This is a genomic window from Blautia sp. HA9023, assembly GCF_056504095.1.
This window is the reverse complement of the sequence record NZ_JBWLUR010000008.1, coordinates 742,978-762,147: the sequence shown is the minus strand read 5'-3', so window position 1 is coordinate 762,147 and position 19,170 is coordinate 742,978. Positions and strand designations below refer to the sequence as shown.

Genomic DNA, 19,170 nt, shown 5'->3' with positions numbered 1-19,170 from the left:
CTGCCTGTCGTAATCCTGTCACAGTAAATGATTATCTGTAAATGATGTCGTTTCTTCCTGGTCCGTTTGAGATCATGGTGATCGGGAATCCGATGTGTTTCTCTACGAACTCTACATATTTTCTGCAGTTCTCCGGAAGATCCTCGTATTTCTTGATTCCACGGATATCGCATTTCCATCCCGGAAGCTTCTCAATAACCGGTTTTGCTTTCTCAAGCTGCACAGTTGTCGGGAATTCTGTTGTTACCTCTCCGTCGATCTCATAGCCTGTGCAAACCGGGATCTCATCCAGATATCCCAGAACATCCAGTACTGTAAAAGCAACGTCTGTAGCTCCCTGGAGACGGCATCCGTATTTGGATGCAACACAGTCGAACCATCCCATACGTCTCGGACGGCCTGTAGTAGCACCGAACTCACCACCGTCACCGCCACGTTTTCTCAGCTCATCTGCTTCCTCGCCGAAGATCTCAGAAACGAATGCACCTGCTCCAACTGCACTGGAGTAAGCTTTGCATACGGTTACGACCTTCTTGATCTCATATGGAGGCAGGCCTGCACCGATGGCACCATAAGCAGCCAGTGTGGAAGAGGATGTAACCATCGGATAGATTCCGTGATCCGGGTCTTTCAGAGTTCCGAGCTGTCCCTCAAGAAGAACCTGTTTGCCCTCTTTCAGTGCATTCCAGAGATAGAGAGATACGTCACATACGTATGGCTCAACCATTTTCTTGTATTCCATCAGCTCGTTCATGATATCTTCCGGTTTCAGAAGCGGTTTGTGATAGAGATGCTCAAGTGTTACGTTTTTGGTCTCACAGATACGTACAACTTTCTCTTTCAGTGCTTCCTCATCAAAGAGCTCACTTACCTGGAAGCCGATCTTTGCATATTTGTCAGAATAGAACGGAGCGATTCCGGATTTTGTGGAACCGAAAGCCTTGCCTCCAAGACGCTCCTCTTCATACTGATCGAACAGAATGTGGTAAGACATTACCATCTGTGCTCTGTTGGAGATCAGGATCTTCGGTGCCGGTACTCCACGGCCTACTACTTCGTTGTACTCCTTGAAGAATACCGGAATGTTCAGTGCAACACCGTTTCCGATGACACTGGTCGTATGTCCGTAAAACACACCTGACGGAAGTGTATGAAGTGCGAATTTACCATAATCATTTACGATGGTGTGGCCCGCATTGGCTCCACCCTGAAATCTTACGATGATATCAGCTTTCTCAGCAAGCATATCTGTGATCTTGCCTTTACCTTCATCTCCCCAGTTTGCTCCTACTACTGCAGTTACCATAACACAGTTCCTCCTTGTGTCTTTCTCTATTATTCGGAACGACATGTTCTCTGCCTGTAATACACAGAGACACGTCATTCCTGTCTGTGTTCATTTCTTAATGTTTATAACATCTTGGAATTATACGTTGATCTCAACCTTAACGCCAAGCAAATCCTTATGTGCGTCCAGAACCGGCTGTACCACATTGGCAATAAACGCCTCTGTCTGCTCTTTTGCACGTCCTGTATATCTGGACGGATCCATGGATTTCTGAAGATCCTCAAGAGTCAGGTTAAATGCCGGATCCGCAGCGATCAGTTCAAGAAGGTTGTTATCCTTGCCTTCTACCTTCACGTTCTTGCCTGCTTCCATGGAAAGCTCACGGATACGCTCATGAAGCTCCTGACGGTCTCCACCTGCCTTAACTGCATCCATCATGATATTCTCAGTCGCCATGAACGGAAGCTCGGACATCAGTCTCTTCTCAATAACCTTCGGATAAACAACTAGTCCGTCTACAACATTGAGGCAGAGATCCAGGATTCCGTCAATTGCAAGGAATCCTTCCGGAACGCTGAGACGCTTGTTTGCAGAGTCATCCAGAGTTCTCTCAAACCACTGTGTCGCAGATGTGATAGCCGGATTCAGGGCATCGATCATCACATATCTGGACAGGGAAGCGATTCTCTCACTTCTCATCGGGTTTCTCTTATATGCCATGGCGGAAGATCCGATCTGGGATTTCTCAAATGGCTCCTCCACTTCTTTCAGATGCTGAAGAAGACGGATGTCGTTGGACATCTTATGTGCACTTGCAGCGATTCCCGCAAGGATATTCAGCACACGGGTGTCCACTTTTCTGGAATAAGTCTGTCCGGAAACCGGATAGCAGGACTTGAATCCCATCTTCTCGGCGATCATCGGATCGATCTTGTCGATAGTCTCCTGATCTCCGTCAAAGAGTTCCAGGAAGCTTGCCTGTGTACCGGTTGTTCCCTTGGAACCAAGAAGTTTCATAGTGCTTAATACATACTCAAGGTCCTCAAGATCCATCAGGAATTCCTGTGTCCAGAGAGTTGCCCTCTTACCTACGGTTGTGGGCTGTGCCGGCTGGAAATGAGTAAATGCCAGAGTTGGCTGATCTTTATACTGTGCTGCAAACTTGGAAAGCTCCGCGATCACGTTCACAAGTTTCTTGCGGACAAGTTTCAGTGCCTCTGTCATAACGATAATGTCGGTGTTATCTCCTACATAACAGGAGGTTGCTCCCAGATGGATGATGCCTTTTGCCTTCGGGCACTGTACACCAAACGCATACACGTGAGACATTACATCATGGCGAACCTGACGCTCACGCTCCTTAGCCACATCATAGTTGATATCATCCGCATGAGCTTTCATCTCATCAATCTGCTCCTGGGTGATGTTAAGGCCAAGCTCACGTTCCGTCTCAGCAAGTGCGATCCACAGCTTTCTCCATGTGCGGAATTTCATGTCCGGGGAAAAAATGTACTGCATCTCTTTGCTTGCGTACCGCTCTGACAGCGGGCTTACATATCTGTCTGTATTCATTATTATCCTCCTGATTACATACATCCGGGCCGGAATGGCGAATGATCCGTTATCTGCCCGGATCTGGTTAATTCACGCCTCTTGAAATTATATAACATTGCCTCTTCAAAAGCAACCGTTTGTTACTCCATACCCTGATGGAATTTTCCCAGAAATTCCTTCATTCTGCCATTATCGGAAGAAAATACCTCCTGTGGGGTTCCCTCCACCGCGATCACACCCTTGTCCATAAAGATGATGCGGTCGGAAATATCTCTTGCAAAATTCATCTCATGGGTGACGATCACCATGGTGATATGCTCCTGTGCCAGATCCTTGATAACCTTCAGGATCTCCCCGGTGAGCTCCGGATCCAGTGCAGATGTCGGTTCATCAAAAAACAGGATCTTCGGATTCATGCAGAGGGCACGGGCAATGGATACTCGTTGCTGCTGTCCTCCTGAAAGCTGGAAAGGATACGCATTTTCCTTATCTGCAAGACCCATTTTTTTAAGAAGACTTCTTGCCTGGGCATAGACTTCGTCTTTTTTTCTTTTCTGCACTTTTAAGGGTGCGTCTACGATATTTTTCATTACGGAAAAATGCGGGAACAGATTAAACTGCTGGAACACCAGTCCCACATCTCCGGTTTTGATGATCTCGCCGCTGTCCGGTGTCTCAAGACCTGTGGCACAGCGCAGGATGGTGGACTTGCCGGAACCGGAAGGACCGATGATACTTAACACTTCTCCCTCTTCCACATCAAGAGAGATATCTTTAAGGACTTCCAGTCCGTCAAAGCTTTTTTTGATATGTTTCATTTCAAATAATTTCATATTATATACTCTCCATTCCGGTTAACGGTAGTAATTCATGCTCTTTTCAACCTTCTGCATCACAACTGCCACGATCAGATTGAATACATAATAAAATACGGCAGCGATCACAAAGGGCATCATGGTCGTCTGTGCACTTGCGATCTGCTTGGCAATGGTAAACATCTCCGCTACTGCCACAACAAAGGCAAGGGAAGTATCCTTGACCAGTGTAATAACTTCATTGGTAATGGATGGCAGGATCCTCTTGATCACCTGTGGAAGGATGATGCGGAAAAACGTCTGCACTTTATTGTATCCGAGGATCTTTGCAGCCTCATACTGTCCAACCGGCATGGACTCAATGCCGCCACGGTAGATTTCTGCAAAATAGGCCGCATAGTTGATGGCAAATGCGATAAATACAGCGATCAGGCTGTATCCCATGGAAATACGGATTCCAAAGATAAAATATGGACCGAAATATACAACCATCAGCTGCAGCATCAGAGGAGTTCCTCTCATGATGGATATGTAAGCGGATACAATGGCACGGATCACTTTGTTTTTGGACATTCTGCCAAAACAGATCAGAAGTCCCAGCGGCAGAGAAAACAGCAAAGTTACAAAAAAGATCTCAATGGAGACCAGCATTCCTCCTGCCAGCTGCTGAAGCATTACACTAAAACTCATTTTTTTCCTCCTGGTTCGGAGTATCTGTCCCATTTATCGGACTGATACCTGTAATTCCTGTAAACAACAGGAAATGAGCGTGCCCGGCAGCTCTTCCAACGCCGAAGCACCCTCATTTCCTTTTTATGCAAAAGCTTCAAAAACTTCTGCTATGTTTCTTATTTCTCCTGCTGTTTGATAGTTTCTGAAAAATATCTTCACAGTTTTTGCTGTAATCTGAGACTGGATCACTTAGATTCAGAATCCGCTTCTTTCTCTGTGCTATCTGCACTTTCTTCTGTGTCAGCTTCTGTGGAATCGGAATCTGAGTCCTCCTTATCCTCGCTGATGCAGAGCATACTCTTATCCAGCTCATATTTATCTGCAAGCTTGTCAACTTCACCGGACTCGTCAAGTTTCTTGACTTCATCCCATACCAGATCTTTCAGTTCATCGTTACCCTTCTTAAATCCGATGCCATACTGCTCATTCTGGATCGGCTCGTCAAGGATCACATATTTATCCTTGCCTCTCTGGGAAAGCTGATAATTGGCAACACCAATATCAACAGCAACCGCATCTGCAGCACCGGAATCAATATTCATAAACGCGGTGTTGTAATCCGGATTCTCTGTAAGAGATGCAAAGCTGTCCTTCAGATCCTTGTTATCGTCGTTATTCAGTGCGTCCAGTGCAGCGGATGCAGCCTGTACAACTACGTTCTTACCCTTAAGGTCTGCAAGCTTCTCAATTCCGGAATCCTTGGCAACTACGATCACCTGCTCATTGTTGATATAAGGATCGCTCCATGTATAATCATCCTCACGGCCGTTAATGGTAAATCCGTTCCAGATACAGTCGATGGTTCCGGAATTCAGCTCCATATCCTTGGAATCCCAGTTGATCGGCTTCTTGACAAGCTCCCAGCCAAGATTATCACATACTTCCTGAGCCAGGTCAAGATCAAATCCCACATATTCTCCATTATCATCCTTATATCCGAATGGAGGGTACTCTGCGTCAAATCCGACGATCAGTGTCTTATCCTCAACACCAGCCTGTACACTTACTCCTGTTACCATCATTCCTATTGTCATCGCTGCCGCCATTACTACTGCAACTGTTCTCTTCTTCATGATCGTTCTCCTTTTTTTCGTTATTCCTTTATCACGTGGTCACTCTACTGCGTGAAAGCGTATGGTTATAGTAACATACCAAAAAGGAGCTGTCAAGAGCAAACCTTCTGCTCTGCCAGATAATCTTTGTATTTCTTTCTTGCGGTTTTTAAATAGGCCCTGGAAATAGGGATCTCAGTCTGTCCAATTACAAAACTGTTCTTTTTGAGTGTGTTCACTTTCTCCAGATTGATGCAAAAGCTCTGATGGCATCTCATAAAATTACTGTCGGAAAGCTGTCCCGCAAAATCTCCCAGACGCGCTCTGCAGCTGAGTTTCTTTCCGTCGGTAAGGTGGAAGGTTACATTATGGAGGCTGCTGGATATGTACGCCAGACTGTTATGCTGGAGTGTATAAACCTGAGTTCTGTAATGAAAATGCAGCGCCTTTCCGCCTTCTCTTTCACAGGTGGTCAGGATAGGTAACAGCACATGCTCCAGTTCTCCGCTTTCTACAGGTTTCGTCAGATAATTAAAAGCAAATACCTCAAAAGCTTCTTTATAAAATTTCTCATTTTCCGCTACCATGATGACCGGAATATAATTTCCCCGAAGCCGTATCGCACGGACTGTCTCCAGGCTCTTTCCATTTTCACCATCCAGCCCCATAAATACCACATTACAGATCTTATGCCCTTCCGTCAGTCCGTCAAGAAGGCTCTGCCTGCTACGGTATATCAGGATCTCTGCATCCGGAAGCAGCGTTGAAAGCTGTCTGTAAAGCTTCTGAGCATCTTTTCGTATTTCATCACATACCGCAATAGTTATCACTGCCATGGTTCTGGTTCCCTCCGCCCTGTTCTTTCTTGATATGATCTATTCTATTTTCAAAAAAACTGTCTCGCAATATGTGCCACCAATTGTGCTCGGATTTTTTACAAATAATTGCAATTCCTGATCTGTTTTTGTATAATAATGCCACAAGTATGAAAAAAGGAGAATTATTATGTCTGACTTCAGCAGCAAATGCCGTGAATATCTAAAAAATACAGGAGAAACGGTATACCAGTTATCTGCATCCTCAGGCCTTGACCGTACCTCTCTGCAGCGTATGATCACAGGCAAACGTCTGCCTGGAATGGATTTTGTCCGTCAGTTCTGCGATTCGATCCGGATTAATCCATCCCAGCGTCAGGAACTGATTGAATTATATAAAATCGAAAAAATTGGAAAAGAAATTTACTATAATCGGAAATACATCCAGGAACTTCTCCGTGTGATCAGCACCCAGCAGATGCTTTTCTCCTCTGGTTTTCACAGGCTTACTTCTCTTCCGTTTTACAGTGGAGACTTTTCACTTGATGTGGAAAAAAAAGTTTTAAACCTTTTTGAAGATATCCTGCTCTCCGGTTCCGACGAAAAGATCTGCACCAACATTCCTGCAAACTGTCGGCTTATTGTACAAGTTTCTGCACATCTCTATCCGGAATATCAAAAGCTTCCTCCTGTTATCCAGATTCTTCCGCTTCACCAGAATCCTACCGCATCACCGGACTATAATATGAACCTGGAAACTTTTTTGTGTACCATTCTTCCGATCCTGTGCGGCTTTCTCAATTATCAGCCCTACTATTATTACACCCAGGCCGGAAGAGAACTTTCCTGTTATGAATTGTTTCCGTTTTTCTTTATTACAGAAAAGAAACTCCTGCTTATTTCTTCTGATATGTCAACTTTCATATCTACAGAAAATCCGGAAGTTATACATTCCTATCAGCAGGAATTTCAGAAAATCCTGGAAAACTCCAGCCGTTTTTTCCAGCAGTCGGATTCTCCTTCACAGATCCTGGAGATTTTCGGTTCCATTATGAACACCAATATTACAACAAACTTTGCGCTGGAGTCTCATCCATGTCTTGCGTTGATGTCCTATGGACCCGACTTTGTACAGGCCCTCTTTGAAAACAGAGATATTGATCATTCCAACTCTGTTTATACACAACTGGTTTCTATTTTAAAACAGCCGCAGTTTGCCTTTACAGAAAACGACACTTCCTGTAACTATTTCACCCTGAATGGAATCCGGAAGTTTGCACAGACCGGTCTTCTGGACGGTCCATATTCCTATCATCAGACACCACTTCCAAAAGAAGAACGGAGAAAATCGATCCAGCACATTCTTGACACAGATATGGGCGGTGAAAAATGCAAAATCCTTAAGCATTCTGTCCTCCCTGAAACGGGGATCCATCTTGAAGTTCTGTCCGATTATTCTGTTTTTCTCTGTTTTCTTTCCAAAGAAGATACTTTTATGTGCGTTTATCTGAAAGAAACCAGTATCGGACAGGCTCTGGACGACTATCTCTCTTCTCTTTCCGAAGAAGAAGCTGTCTACACAAAAAAAGAAGCCCGGCAGATCCTGCTGGGACTTCTTGAACAGCTTTAAGAGCCTGTACTTCTGTGATATTCTCTTGTAAGATCCTCCAATATCCTGTCGGTCTCTCCGGGTGCAATCTTCTGCTCCGGGAGGCTGATAAACTGTTCCAGAGCTCTGGCAGTTTCTTTTTTTACGGAATCCTCTGCCTTCAGATCTTCCTGTATCTTTTCAAATTCTTCCGGTGTATGCACACTTCGGTAAGCCAGAAGATAAATCTTCAGTGCCTTTTCTGACTGGTTTACCTTCCATGCAGCAAAAAAACAGTCCAGTGCCTTATCCATCTGAAACAGATAACTGTAAGCACATCCCTGATTATGCAGAATCCGCTCTCTCATTTCTCTGGAGATTTCTCTGGAATCTTTTTCCAGAAGCTTCTGATAAACACGGATTGCGTTCACGTACATCCGGTTTTCCATGAGGGCATCCCCTTTTCTCTTTTCCCGTATCTCCTCGGATTCCTTATTTCTTCTTTCAATCCTTCCATTCAGGATACGAAGTTCTTCATAAGCCAGATAATTGATCTCTTTAAATATCGGATACAGAATTTCCTCCAGACCTGCCTCTTTTCCAATGAAAGGTCGAAGCTTCGCCGCAAGTTTTGGAAGTTTCAGTTCCTCATCCAGCCAGGTACACAGCTTATTACTGATAAGAGAACGATCCACAAGGTAAAGATTATTATAAAGATAATAGCAGAGTTCTTCTATGGAATAAATATTCGTGCTGATATTTTCAATGTAAAATGGTTTCTCTGCTTTCTTTACCTGGCATAAAATATATCCGCTCATACCTGTTTCCTTTCTTCTGTCTCATCCCAGCGTACCAGTTCTTTCCATGTCTTCCCGCTGGATGGATACATTTCCCCAAATCCAAGATCCTTTACTGTGATCTCACAGTCTTTCGATGATACGTATTTCAACGTAAGTGCAAGTCTGGTCGTCCGGTTTGGTCGTTTTGGCAAACCTTTAAGCGCCATTGCCACCCGCTTTCTCTCCGTTTCATCCGGAAGATTTACTACAAAGACCAGTTCTTCCGTATCATCCAGGATCAGTTCACACTCTGCATTGCATTCATACCAGTTGCTGCCGCCTTCGATCAGCGGATAATACGCAGGAGAACCCATCACCCGCATATCCATTCCCACATCCGCAGTAACCAGGGAATCGCTTAAATATCTGTACCCTTTTAATTTTTTGTCTTCAAGTCTGTCCTTACCGGCGATGCAGGCTCCTTTTGCAAAGAGATTGTTTCCGTAAAATACTTTGCGTCCCTGATGACACAGAAGCTTTACTGACTGCTGTGCCCACTGCTGGTCGAACCCTTCTCCTGTGATCTGCACACTGGAAAAAAGTTCTTTTCCAAGAGTTTTTGTTATAAAACGGCAAAACTCCACATCACGGATCTCATCCTCCGTTTCAAGCGTTGTACTCACCGGTTCTTCGAGATTGACAAGTATAGGTCTGGATGCAGCATTGATCGTCAGCTTACGAAACGCAATTTTATCTCCATCAAACGCATACCAGGCCACACTTCGGTTCCAGGTTTCTCTTTTCTGGCCCAATGCATAGTAATAAAAACTTTCCCCGTAATCCATAAGCATGTATTTCTCTGCCGGAAAACCGGCAATTCCACAGGCCTTCTGATAATTACGCACCTGTATGGCATCAAGCTCAGGAGAAGTGATACACATGCACTTTGTGTTTTTTACAATGTCCTGAATTCCAAGAAATTTCAGCATTCCTTTCAGGAAATGAGCAAGGAGCTCTGCCGGCTCCTTATCCTCTCCCGCCACCTGTATGCTTTCTTCCTTCTGGCAGATATCATAAATATTTCCGAGCATGATCCCGCCTTTTTCTCTGGAAAAATACTGTGCTTCCAGGCCCACACAGTAATCGTTCTGCTCTGTACGGTAACAGATACAGCCCGGAGCCTCATACTGGCTGGTTCCCACTTTCATGGAAAGAGAACGGGCCTCTTCTGCTTTTCTGTCATAATAGCAGATCTGTGTATATTCTTTTCCAATATCGATTCCTATCAGCAAATCTCGAATTTCATTCATCTTTCCGGTTCCTTCTCTATGACAAACATTTCATTGACGTACTGTTCCTGCCGGAGATACTGTGAAAGTTTCTCCTTCACTTCCGGATCTTTCTCCAGTTTTCTTGCACAGAGGATCTGATTGATCAGCTGATATTTACTGGAAGCTCTGTCATCCGTCAGATTCATGGTCAGCATTTTCTCTTCAGTCCTGTGCACACCGTTTTCATCTTCTGTCTGAAAATAATAGTGCAGAGTCTCACCGTAAAACAGAGTAAACGTCTTGGTAAAAATTCCCTCATAGACATTACGCAGCGGCTCGCTCTTATATTCCGGCATGGTTCCAAGTCCTGTATCCAACAAATAATACAAAGTAACAGAAGTCTCAGGCGAAGCATGATATTCTACAAAAGTCTTATCATCCAGCTGATACGGGCGCAGGATCCTCTGATCCAGATCATGGAAAAACTCAAATACCATATCATCTTTTACGCAGGAAGCCAGAATTTCTTCCTCCAGAGCAAGTTCTTCCTCATCGGATGCTTTTTCTTCGGAAAGTATTTTCAGAAGTTCCAGGTCACAGATTCTGTCTGTTGGCCATTCTTTCCGTTTGCAGATTTTGAGATATTCTCTGAGACACGGAGTCTCCGGCATCCCCTTTACAAACATTCCATAAGCCATCTGTGTCAGGTAAGCTCCGATTACCTGTTCCTTTCCGGAATGACTGATATAAGATTTCAGGATCTTTTCGCCTTCTTCCCGGTAATCTGCAGTGAACATCAGAAGCGAAAGTATCCTTTCCTCCAGGCTGTACGTATCCATCTCAAAACCGCAGGCACTTTTCCAGATATCCAGAAGTTCTTCCACAGGACCAAACCGGAATTTCATCAGATACTGAAGGATCACTTCATCATAAATTCCATTTCTGTATACATGGGAAGAAAGTGCGATCAGCTCTTCATCTTCCGTACAGTCACAGCGAATGATCATCCGGCTTGCCAGTTTCAGCAGCTCACATTCCTCTACTCCTTCAAAGCCAAATGCCTCCACAACACTCATTGCCTGTGGGAACAAGCCTCTCTGGATGAGGATTTCCAGCAGTATCTTCTTATCGACCATAGCATATTCCCGATAGTCCATCATTTCCAGGCAGGCATCCAGATCTTCTCCCTGTACATGATCCCTGTAATATTCCAGGATCCGTTTTCGAACAGCATCTCTGTATTCTCCTGTAAACGCAGATGAAAGGACCAGCTTCTGAAAAATCCCCAGATTTGTGCGGCAAATATCCTGTGTCTGGCAATAATAAAGCAGCACACCTGCTTCATCTGCGCCCTTTTCCAATACTGTCGGTACCATTTCCCTGTCGTCAAAAAGTGGTGTCATGTTATAATCCACTGTTGACGCATAGCGTCTCTGTTTTTCGTCCTGAAAGATCACTGCAGCATCTTCTGTATAGATCCTCGGATAGGCGATTCCATGCACACAGGGATAAATTTCTTCCTGTTTCATCTGTCTGTGACGAATGATCACGCTGCGTACCTTGGGATCATCTGTATACAGGCGGTACGTAAACATCCTTGAAGCAATAACCTGTGCTTCCTCCGTATTTGCCGGTTCGCGCATAAATTCCTGATAGACAGCAGCATAATTTTCATTCATTCTTCCTTCTCTCAGCTTGCGCATGGCAAAATCTCTCATGCTGTCCCGATAGCTTTCGTAAGTCTGCGGATCCTGCTCTTTCCGGGCGATGATGCAGGCATAAAGATACGCTCTCTTGGAATCTCCGAGATTATTGTTATTATAAGTAAAATACATAAGCAGCGGCTTCGGAAGTACTCTTCTGTAAGAAGTGTCCAGTGTCTCTACATAATATTCATAAAGACGTGTGATCCGGATTCCCTGGTCTACTGCCGCGGAAAACCAGCGGAAATATTCTGCTTTTCGTGGATTTCCCTTCATGATATATTTACAGATCGCTTCTACTGTGTCATCCGACGGAAAAGCCTCACACCCCAGTACCATAGCCCGGTACAGGCTTTCATTAAATGATTTCTCATAACCGGAAAGATAAGCAAGCCGCATCACAAGTTCCTCTGTAAGCATGTTCTCTTTTCCGGCAAAAAGAAATACCTGCGCCCAGAAACGATTCATCCGGTGAAGCAATGACATATCCCGGCAGATGCTGTTCCATGCTTCCAGATACAGAAACGGGCTGGTACATCCTCTTTCAAAAAGCTCTTCCATCAAAAAGATCTTTCTGGATGGGGAAAGAGTCTGATCCATCTCAAATACCAGTTTCAGAAGAATGTAACTGTCCTCTTTCTGCATCTGAAAATTCTGAATCTTACGAAGCGCCTGTTCCTCATCTCTGTACAGTCCTGTCAGGGTACACAGATACAGATAAAGCCCTGCCTGTTCCAGTTCATTATGACTAAAAGATTTATTCTGATAACGTACCAGAATGTCTTCTGCTTTCTGGTCTTCTCCTTCCAGATGGAAAATATACGCTTCCAGAAGCTGATATTCCGGATATTTCAGTCCGCTCTCTCCCATTTTATCCAGTTTTTCATGTGCTTCGGCTGCCCATGTCTGAAAGCCGGTTTTCCCGCATGCAAAAGTCAGATACTCCCTGAGCATGGATACGCGGTACTGTTTCTCCAAAAGGTCAAGATTGACAGAGCTCCCGTTTCCCCTGGACGCCAACACATGATACACCAGTTTCTGATAAGGAGTCCGTACAATGATCTCACCATACTGGTTACCTTTTCCCAGTTTTTCCTTATGGATCACATATTCCACTTCACAGGTACTTCCAATAAAATCTTCTTCCGTCACAACATGTTTCCCTGTTTCCAGGAAGTCCCCATTCACTTCAATATCTGCACGCAGATGGCCCCAGCCGCTTCTGTGAATATAAAAAGACTCCTGTATGGATTCACTGACCTCATAGAAATTCGCCTCTTCTCTGTTCAGATCCAGTGTCACCTTATCTTTGGCACCGGCTGTGATCAGAAATTCCTCCAGATGCTGGTATGTTACCGGCTGCTGAGACATTCCTTCATAAAGAGAACGGAGCTTCTCACTCTGTTCTTTCAGGATCAGGGAAAAATGGCGTTCCGTAAAAAGCCTGTATGCTTCATGGAAATCCTCCTTTGCGATCCGGATAAATTCTTCCATGGAAGTCACTTTTCTGCCTGAACTCTTCACTTCTTCTGTCTGCACTGTTACCTTAAAAGGCAGCCTGTATTCTCCGATGCTGGTAGTAAAACACAACCATCCCGCAAAACTTTCCCCGGGTTTCATTCCTTCTGCATCCACGCCATAAGGCATACGTACTGTCGTACCTGAAAAGCGGTCAAATCCAGGCACCAGTCTCCGATCAGAGGATGTTACAAATCCACTAATCCTGCGATTGTCATCTGTGCCAAAATAAAGTTCGTCTTTCGTCGTTTCTCCTGCTTTCAGAGTGACGGAAATCTCCTCCTGGGAAAACAGAAGTTCCGGCTGTTCATAAATAAATTTTCCGTTAAGAAGCTGTTCTATCCTCTTTTTCAAAATATATACTCCTCGTCAATGTACGTTGATTATTAACACTCATATCTTATGATTATACACCAGATCAGAAACTGGCGCAACAGGATGACACCCCTGTAAATATTCTGTTGGAAAAGCACGAAAAGCACGTCCATTTCATAAACTGTATGGAAATCCCCTTTGAGGTGAATCTTTGAAAACATTTTTGAAACCGCTGTCTGCTGCGGAAGAAAAATTTTATCTTCTGCAGTTCCAAAGGGGCGATCCGGAGGCAAAAAACATTCTCATCGAACGTAATCTCCGTCTTGTGGCCCATATCGCAAAAAAATACCAGGGTTGCGACGAAGATCCCGATGATCTGATATCCATCGGCACCATCGGCCTGATCAAAGCAATCTCTACTTTTGATCCCTGCCGTACTTCCAAGTTGTCCACCTATGCGGCACGCTGCATTGACAACGAACTTCTCATGATGCTCCGCGCCCGAAAAAAACGATCCAGGGAAGTTTCCCTTTATGAGCCTATCGGAACAGACCGGGAAGGTAATGAGATCAGCCTTCTTGATATCATTGAAAGTCCACCCGTAGATGTTGTGGAAGACTGTTTCCAGAAAGACAGTATTTCCCATCTTCTCAGTCATATCCCTCAGATCCTTACCCAAAAAGAATATGAAGTGATCTGCTGCCGCTACGGTCTGAACGGTCAGGATCCTCTGACACAGCGTGAAATTGCCAGAAATCTTTCCATCAGCCGTTCCTATGTATCCCGCATTGAAAAAAATGCGCTCCGTAAACTCCGAACACTTTTTCCCGAAAAACAGTAAGGGGAGAACGTTCTTTTCGTTCTCCCCTTAAATATCTGTTTTACTCACCTCTTCGAAGAATATCAAATACCTCCGGTGTCTCGTTCAGTTTCACATAAATTCTCTGTTGTGCATGTGGTGCACTTTCCATGGATTCTCCTTCTTCGTTATAAATGGCTTCCACTGTAACCGGGATATTTCTTCCATCCGGTTTCATGATCTCAATGGTTTCCCCCACAGAGAATTTATTTCTCTGTGTCAGTCTTGCCAGACCTCTCTCATCGATCTCTTCCGCAAATCCAAGATAAGTATATTCTCTTACATAGGTATTACTGTCATAGATCTGTGTGTTCTCATCCGGTTTTCCATAGAAAAATCCGGTCGTAAACTGACGGTAGGTACAGTTTGAGATCTGTTCCTGATACCATGGCATATTGGCATGATACTTTTCCGGACTTTCCATACAGTCATCAATGGCCTTACGGTAAGTTCTGGCTACCGTTGCCACATAAAGAGCTGTTTTCATGCGGCCTTCGATCTTCAGGCTGTCAATACCGCTGGTAAGGATATCTTCCATATGTTCTACCATGCAGAGATCCTTGGAATTGAAAATAAAAGTCCCTCTCTCATTTTCAAATACCGGCATATATTCTCCCGGGCGTTTCTCCTCCACAACGGAATATTTCCATCTGCACGGATGCGTACAGGCTCCCTGATTGGCGTCCCTGCCTGCCATAAAGTTACTCAGAAGGCATCTTCCGGAGTAGGAAATACACATAGCTCCATGGATAAACGTCTCAATCTCCATGTCATCCGGAATATGTGCCCGAATTTCCCGGATTTCCTCCAGAGAAAGTTCTCTTGCACTTACCACACGTTTTGCTCCCAGATTATACCAGAAACGGTATGTCTCATAATTGGTATTGTTCGCCTGTGTACTGATGTGGCGCTCAATCTCCGGACAGATTTCCTTTGCATACATAAAGATTCCCGGATCTGCGATAATCAGTGCGTCAGGACCGATTTCCTTCAGTTCCTGAAGATATTCTCTTACGCCTTCAAGATCCCGGTTATGGGCCAGGATATTTACTGTCACATAAACTTTTACACCATGGGCATGGGCAAAAGCAATGCCCTCGCGCATGTCCTCTTTTGAAAAATTCTTAGCCTTTGCACGAAGTCCAAAGGCTTCTCCGCCGATATAAACGGCATCTGCACCATATATGACGGCAACCTTTAAAACCTCAAGGCTGCTCGCCGGAACTAAAAGTTCTGGTCGTTTCATAAGCCTGTTCTCCTGTTTTTACACTTACAGCCGCCCCGTCTCCAAGTGGCAGTACCGATGTACGAAGCACCGGGCTGTGGGTCAGCTGCCAGAGGTATTCTCTCATTCTTTTATAAATTGTCCGGTTTCTCCGTTCCACAAGATAATGAGATTCGATAATGTCTCCCTCCTGCAGCACGTTGTCTGATACCAGTACACTTCCCTCTTTCATCAGACGCAGCACATCCGGAAGCCAGTGGATATACTGTCCCTTGGCCGCGTCCATGAAGATCATGTCAAATGTTCCGGTAAGGGTTTTCAGGATCTCACCGGCATCTCCCTCCAGAAGTGTGATCTGGGATTCCCTTCCTGCACGCCTGAAATTATCCTTTGCCACAGGAATCCTTTTTTCGTAATTTTCTATGGTAACGATCTTAAGATCTTTCGGGCCGTATTCACACATAAGAAGTGTGGAGAAGCCTACGGCAGTCCCCACCTCCAGAATTCGCTTCGGCTGTTTTACTGCCAGAAGCATCCTCATAAAACTCTGCATATCCCTTCGGATGATCGGCACCCGGTCCGCAAGTGCCCTTGATTCCAACTCCTGCAGAAACGGAGTATTCCCCATATCAAGAGAATTGATATAGGTCTTCATGCGTTCTTCTACGATCACTGGCTGTTCGATCCTTCCTCACTCTCTTCTCCGGACAGTACCGCTATGATCCTGGTCGGTGTATAAGCTGTACTGAGAAGGTATGTACCGGCCTTGATCTGACCGTGGTACGCGGACATTCTCTCCTGCACTACAAAAGCAGCTGCATCCTTGATAAGCCCTTTCTGCTCCAGAGTCTTACCTACCTTATATGCAGACGCACCTTCTTTTATGACTACAGTTACCTGCTGTCCTTCTCCCGGACTCATGGCCTGCTGATTAAATACATCATATCCAAACTGATATGCGGATTTTCCAACCCAGATCAGAAATACAAGGATACAGATATACAGAGCGATCTTAAATGCCCCTCCAGCCAGAAAAACCCCGGCTCTGCCTGCCTTGTCTCTTGTGTCTGCCATAGTCTTTCTTCCTCCTATAAGTCAGGAATCTGTATGTCTATCCCGGCTACCAGCGTTCTGCAGATTCTCTGCATCAGTCTGCACAGTGCAAGCTCGGCGTCAAGATAGGCATTTACTTTCAGGTTCTGTCTCAGACTTGCAGACTCCCGGTTGAGCTGTTCCGCTACCTGGAACAGCTCATCCTTATCAGCCTGGTTCTGAAGTCTGAAATTATCTCCCCGGAATCTCATCACCCTGGCCTTCAGCTCAGGTTCCTTATCAAGCTCCGCCGCCTGTTTCTGATATTCCTGGTATTCGTCGCTTCTGTGCACAGCATCGAGAAGTTTCTCAATGTCTATGCTGATCTCATCCATGTTCCTATGCCTCCATAATGATCGGCAGGATCATAGGACTTCTCTTGGTACGTTTCCACAGATATTCACCAAGTGCATCCTTGACTTCTGTTTTGATCTTGCCCCAGTCTGTGATATTGTTTTCCAGGCAGGAATCCAGTGCGGTTTCCACAACCTGTCTGGCATGTTCCATAAGATCCTCGGATTCTCTTACATATACAAAACCTCTGGAAACAATGTCAGGTCCTGCAAGAACCACATTGCTGTGACGCTCCAGGGTCATAACTACGATCATAATTCCGTCCTCCGACAGATGCTGACGATCACGGAGCACGATATTTCCAACATCACCCACGCCAAGTCCGTCTACGAAAATTGCTCCTGTGTGAACACTTCCTGTCACCTTGGCATCCTGTCCATCCAGTTCCAGTACATTTCCGGAAGAAAGGATGAAGATATTCTCTTTCGGAATTCCCAGATCTTCCACAATATGTTTCTGTGCAGTCAGATGACGGTACTCGCCATGGATTGGGATCGCATATTTCGGTTTCACAAGGGAATAGATCAGCTTGATTTCTTCCTGGCATGCATGTCCGGACACATGGACATCCTGGAAAATAACCTTGGCGCCCTTCATGGACAGCTCATTGATAACCTTGGAAACTGCTTTTTCATTTCCGGGGATCGGATTGGAACTGAAGATGATGGTATCGTTCGGTTTGATGGTGATCTTCTTGTGGATATTGGCTGCCATACGGGAAAGTGCCGCCATGGACTCACCCTGGCTTCCGGTTGTGATCAGAACTACCTTGTCATCCGGATAATTCTTCACCTGATCGATCTCGATCAGAGTATTCTCCGGAATCTGCAGATATCCAAGTTCTGATGCTACAGAAATAACATTGACCATACTGCGGCCTTCCACCGCAACCTTTCTTCCGAAACGGTATGCAGTGTTGATGATCTGCTGCACACGGTCCACATTGGACGCAAAAGTCGCAATGATGATCCTGGATGTACGGTACTCATTAAAAAGATTATCAAATACATGTCCCACCGTACGCTCAGACATGGTAAATCCCGGTCTCTCCGCATTGGTACTCTCACACATCAATGCAAGTACACCTTTCTTTCCGATCTCTGCAAAGCGCTGCAGATCGATGGCATCTCCGAATACCGGTGTGTAATCTACCTTGAAGTCTCCTGTGTGTACCACGATTCCTACCGGAGAGTAAATGGCAAGCGCGGATGCATCCTGGATACTGTGGTTGGTCTTGATAAATTCCACAGCAAAATCTCCGAGATTGATCACCTGTCCGTGTTTTACTTCTTTCAGTTTCGTAGAACGCACAAGATTGTGCTCTTTCAGTTTGTTGCGGATCAGTCCCAGTGTCAGCTTTGTAGCATAGATTGGAACATTGATCTCTTTCAGTACATAAGGAAGGGCTCCGATATGATCCTCATGTCCGTGGGTGATCACAAATCCCTTAACCTTGGAAATATTTTCCTTAAGATAGGTTACATCCGGGATGACCAGATCGATTCCCAGCATATCATCCTCAGGGAAAGAAAGTCCACAGTCTACCACTACAATACTGTCTTCATACTCAAAAGCGGTGATGTTCATTCCGATCTGTTCCAGACCGCCAAGTGGTATGATCTTAAGTTTTGAGGATGATCTGCGGCTGTTTTTCCGTCCGGATGGTCTGCCGCTGTTCTTAACCGGTCTCTGTGTGTTTCTGCTGCTGTTCTTTACAGCACCGCCTGCGGCTGTTTTCTTCACTGACGGGCGGAATGGTTTATCCTGGCGGTTTTTACCTCCACGATACTGTCTTGTCCTTGATCCGGCATTTTTCTGTCTTGGCACCTGTCTTCTGGCGCCGCCTGCGGAACTTACTGTTCTGCTCTCTGCGTTTCTGTTGTCCTCGTTGTTCTCGCTTTTCAAAAATCGCTCCTCCATTCAAAATTCACGTCATCCAGCATCTGCTGAAAAACCGCATACACGGCCTGAAGCTCACCCTCATCTTCAACCATCTCATAGCAGGCTTCCGTGCTTCCCGGAGCGGAAATGTCCTTCAGAATATATGCGTCTGCTTCCTCATCCTGTGAATCGGACACCAAAAGATAAGTCACACCCGCAATGTTGGTCTGCTCCTCTACGTAAAACTCAGCAGTTGTGCCGTCGTCTGACTGAAATATTATTTTTTCCATATTTAATTCTTCCTTATCCGTTCTTGTAAAAATATCTGT

General features: G+C 45.1%; 17 protein-coding genes. 2 read left to right on the top strand and 15 right to left on the bottom strand.

The window, feature by feature from the left end; translation table 11 throughout:
• Window positions 1-31 precede the first annotated feature (31 nt).
• The 6 genes from AC04Q6_RS13480 to AC04Q6_RS13455 form a co-directional block, all read right to left on the bottom strand.
• Window positions 32-1,306, bottom strand: a complete 1,275-nt coding sequence (locus AC04Q6_RS13480) for an adenylosuccinate synthase (RefSeq protein ID WP_022426147.1) — start codon at window positions 1,304-1,306, stop codon at window positions 32-34.
• Between the two features lie 120 nt (window positions 1,307-1,426).
• Complete coding sequence (gene purB / locus AC04Q6_RS13475) at window positions 1,427-2,860, bottom strand: adenylosuccinate lyase (protein WP_015527100.1); 1,434 nt, start codon at window positions 2,858-2,860, stop codon at window positions 1,427-1,429.
• A gap of 122 nt (window positions 2,861-2,982) precedes the next feature.
• Window positions 2,983-3,675, bottom strand: coding sequence for an amino acid ABC transporter ATP-binding protein (locus AC04Q6_RS13470; protein ID WP_021977637.1), 693 nt, complete (start codon window positions 3,673-3,675; stop codon window positions 2,983-2,985).
• Window positions 3,676-3,696: 21 nt separating this feature from the next.
• Window positions 3,697-4,347, bottom strand: a complete 651-nt coding sequence (locus tag AC04Q6_RS13465) for an amino acid ABC transporter permease (protein ID WP_021977638.1) — start codon at window positions 4,345-4,347, stop codon at window positions 3,697-3,699.
• Between the two features lie 227 nt (window positions 4,348-4,574).
• Window positions 4,575-5,462: an amino acid ABC transporter substrate-binding protein gene (locus AC04Q6_RS13460; RefSeq protein WP_021977639.1), complete on the bottom strand. Its 888-nt coding sequence runs from the start codon at window positions 5,460-5,462 to the stop codon at window positions 4,575-4,577.
• 92 nt (window positions 5,463-5,554) lie between these two features.
• Window positions 5,555-6,277: a LytR/AlgR family response regulator transcription factor gene (locus AC04Q6_RS13455; RefSeq protein ID WP_021977640.1), complete on the bottom strand. Its 723-nt coding sequence runs from the start codon at window positions 6,275-6,277 to the stop codon at window positions 5,555-5,557.
• Window positions 6,278-6,446: 169 nt separating this feature from the next.
• Here AC04Q6_RS13455 and AC04Q6_RS13450 point away from each other — a divergent pair, with 169 nt between their 5' ends.
• Window positions 6,447-7,886: a helix-turn-helix transcriptional regulator gene (locus tag AC04Q6_RS13450; protein WP_118170417.1), complete on the top strand. Its 1,440-nt coding sequence runs from the start codon at window positions 6,447-6,449 to the stop codon at window positions 7,884-7,886.
• On the opposite strand, the gene AC04Q6_RS13445 is transcribed toward AC04Q6_RS13450, so the two are convergent.
• From AC04Q6_RS13445 to AC04Q6_RS13435, 3 genes are read right to left on the bottom strand one after another with little or no spacing between them, the layout of a single operon-like run.
• Window positions 7,883-8,662, bottom strand: a complete 780-nt coding sequence (locus tag AC04Q6_RS13445; protein WP_118170419.1) for a hypothetical protein — start codon at window positions 8,660-8,662, stop codon at window positions 7,883-7,885. The genes AC04Q6_RS13450 and AC04Q6_RS13445 overlap by 4 nt on opposite strands.
• Window positions 8,659-9,933, bottom strand: coding sequence for a DUF5716 family protein (locus AC04Q6_RS13440; RefSeq protein ID WP_021977643.1), 1,275 nt, complete (start codon window positions 9,931-9,933; stop codon window positions 8,659-8,661). Before AC04Q6_RS13440 ends, AC04Q6_RS13445 begins: the two co-directional genes overlap by 4 nt.
• Window positions 9,930-13,469, bottom strand: coding sequence for a DUF5717 family protein (locus AC04Q6_RS13435; protein WP_242996943.1), 3,540 nt, complete (start codon window positions 13,467-13,469; stop codon window positions 9,930-9,932). Before AC04Q6_RS13435 ends, AC04Q6_RS13440 begins: the two co-directional genes overlap by 4 nt.
• A 172-nt stretch (window positions 13,470-13,641) precedes the next feature.
• Here AC04Q6_RS13435 and sigK point away from each other — a divergent pair, with 172 nt between their 5' ends.
• The gene (gene sigK / locus AC04Q6_RS13430) at window positions 13,642-14,271 is read left to right on the top strand and encodes an RNA polymerase sporulation sigma factor SigK (RefSeq protein ID WP_118071199.1); all 630 of its coding nucleotides are present in this window, start codon (window positions 13,642-13,644) and stop codon (window positions 14,269-14,271) included.
• A 40-nt stretch (window positions 14,272-14,311) separates the two neighbouring features.
• On the opposite strand, the gene AC04Q6_RS13425 is transcribed toward sigK, so the two are convergent.
• The 6 genes from AC04Q6_RS13425 to AC04Q6_RS13400 all read right to left on the bottom strand — a co-directional run bounded on the left by AC04Q6_RS13425 (window position 14,312) and on the right by AC04Q6_RS13400 (window position 19,131).
• Window positions 14,312-15,535: a peptidase U32 family protein gene (locus AC04Q6_RS13425; RefSeq protein WP_021977647.1), complete on the bottom strand. Its 1,224-nt coding sequence runs from the start codon at window positions 15,533-15,535 to the stop codon at window positions 14,312-14,314.
• Entirely contained in the window at window positions 15,495-16,187 is a 693-nt protein-coding gene (locus AC04Q6_RS13420; protein WP_021977648.1) for an O-methyltransferase, read from the bottom strand. The genes AC04Q6_RS13425 and AC04Q6_RS13420 overlap by 41 nt, the downstream gene beginning before the upstream one ends.
• Complete coding sequence (locus AC04Q6_RS13415; RefSeq protein WP_021977649.1) at window positions 16,184-16,588, bottom strand: endolytic transglycosylase MltG; 405 nt, start codon at window positions 16,586-16,588, stop codon at window positions 16,184-16,186. The genes AC04Q6_RS13420 and AC04Q6_RS13415 overlap by 4 nt, the downstream gene beginning before the upstream one ends.
• A gap of 14 nt (window positions 16,589-16,602) precedes the next feature.
• Window positions 16,603-16,941 carry a YlbF/YmcA family competence regulator gene (locus tag AC04Q6_RS13410; RefSeq protein WP_021977650.1) on the bottom strand — a complete coding sequence of 113 codons (339 nt, stop codon included), beginning with the start codon at window positions 16,939-16,941 and terminating at the stop codon, window positions 16,603-16,605.
• 4 nt (window positions 16,942-16,945) lie between these two features.
• On the bottom strand, window positions 16,946-18,580 hold the full coding sequence (locus AC04Q6_RS13405; protein WP_118062827.1) for a ribonuclease J: 1,635 nt from the start codon (window positions 18,578-18,580) through the stop codon (window positions 16,946-16,948).
• A 281-nt stretch (window positions 18,581-18,861) separates the two neighbouring features.
• On the bottom strand, window positions 18,862-19,131 hold the full coding sequence (locus AC04Q6_RS13400; protein WP_118071202.1) for a DUF1292 domain-containing protein: 270 nt from the start codon (window positions 19,129-19,131) through the stop codon (window positions 18,862-18,864).
• Window positions 19,132-19,170 lie beyond the last annotated feature (39 nt).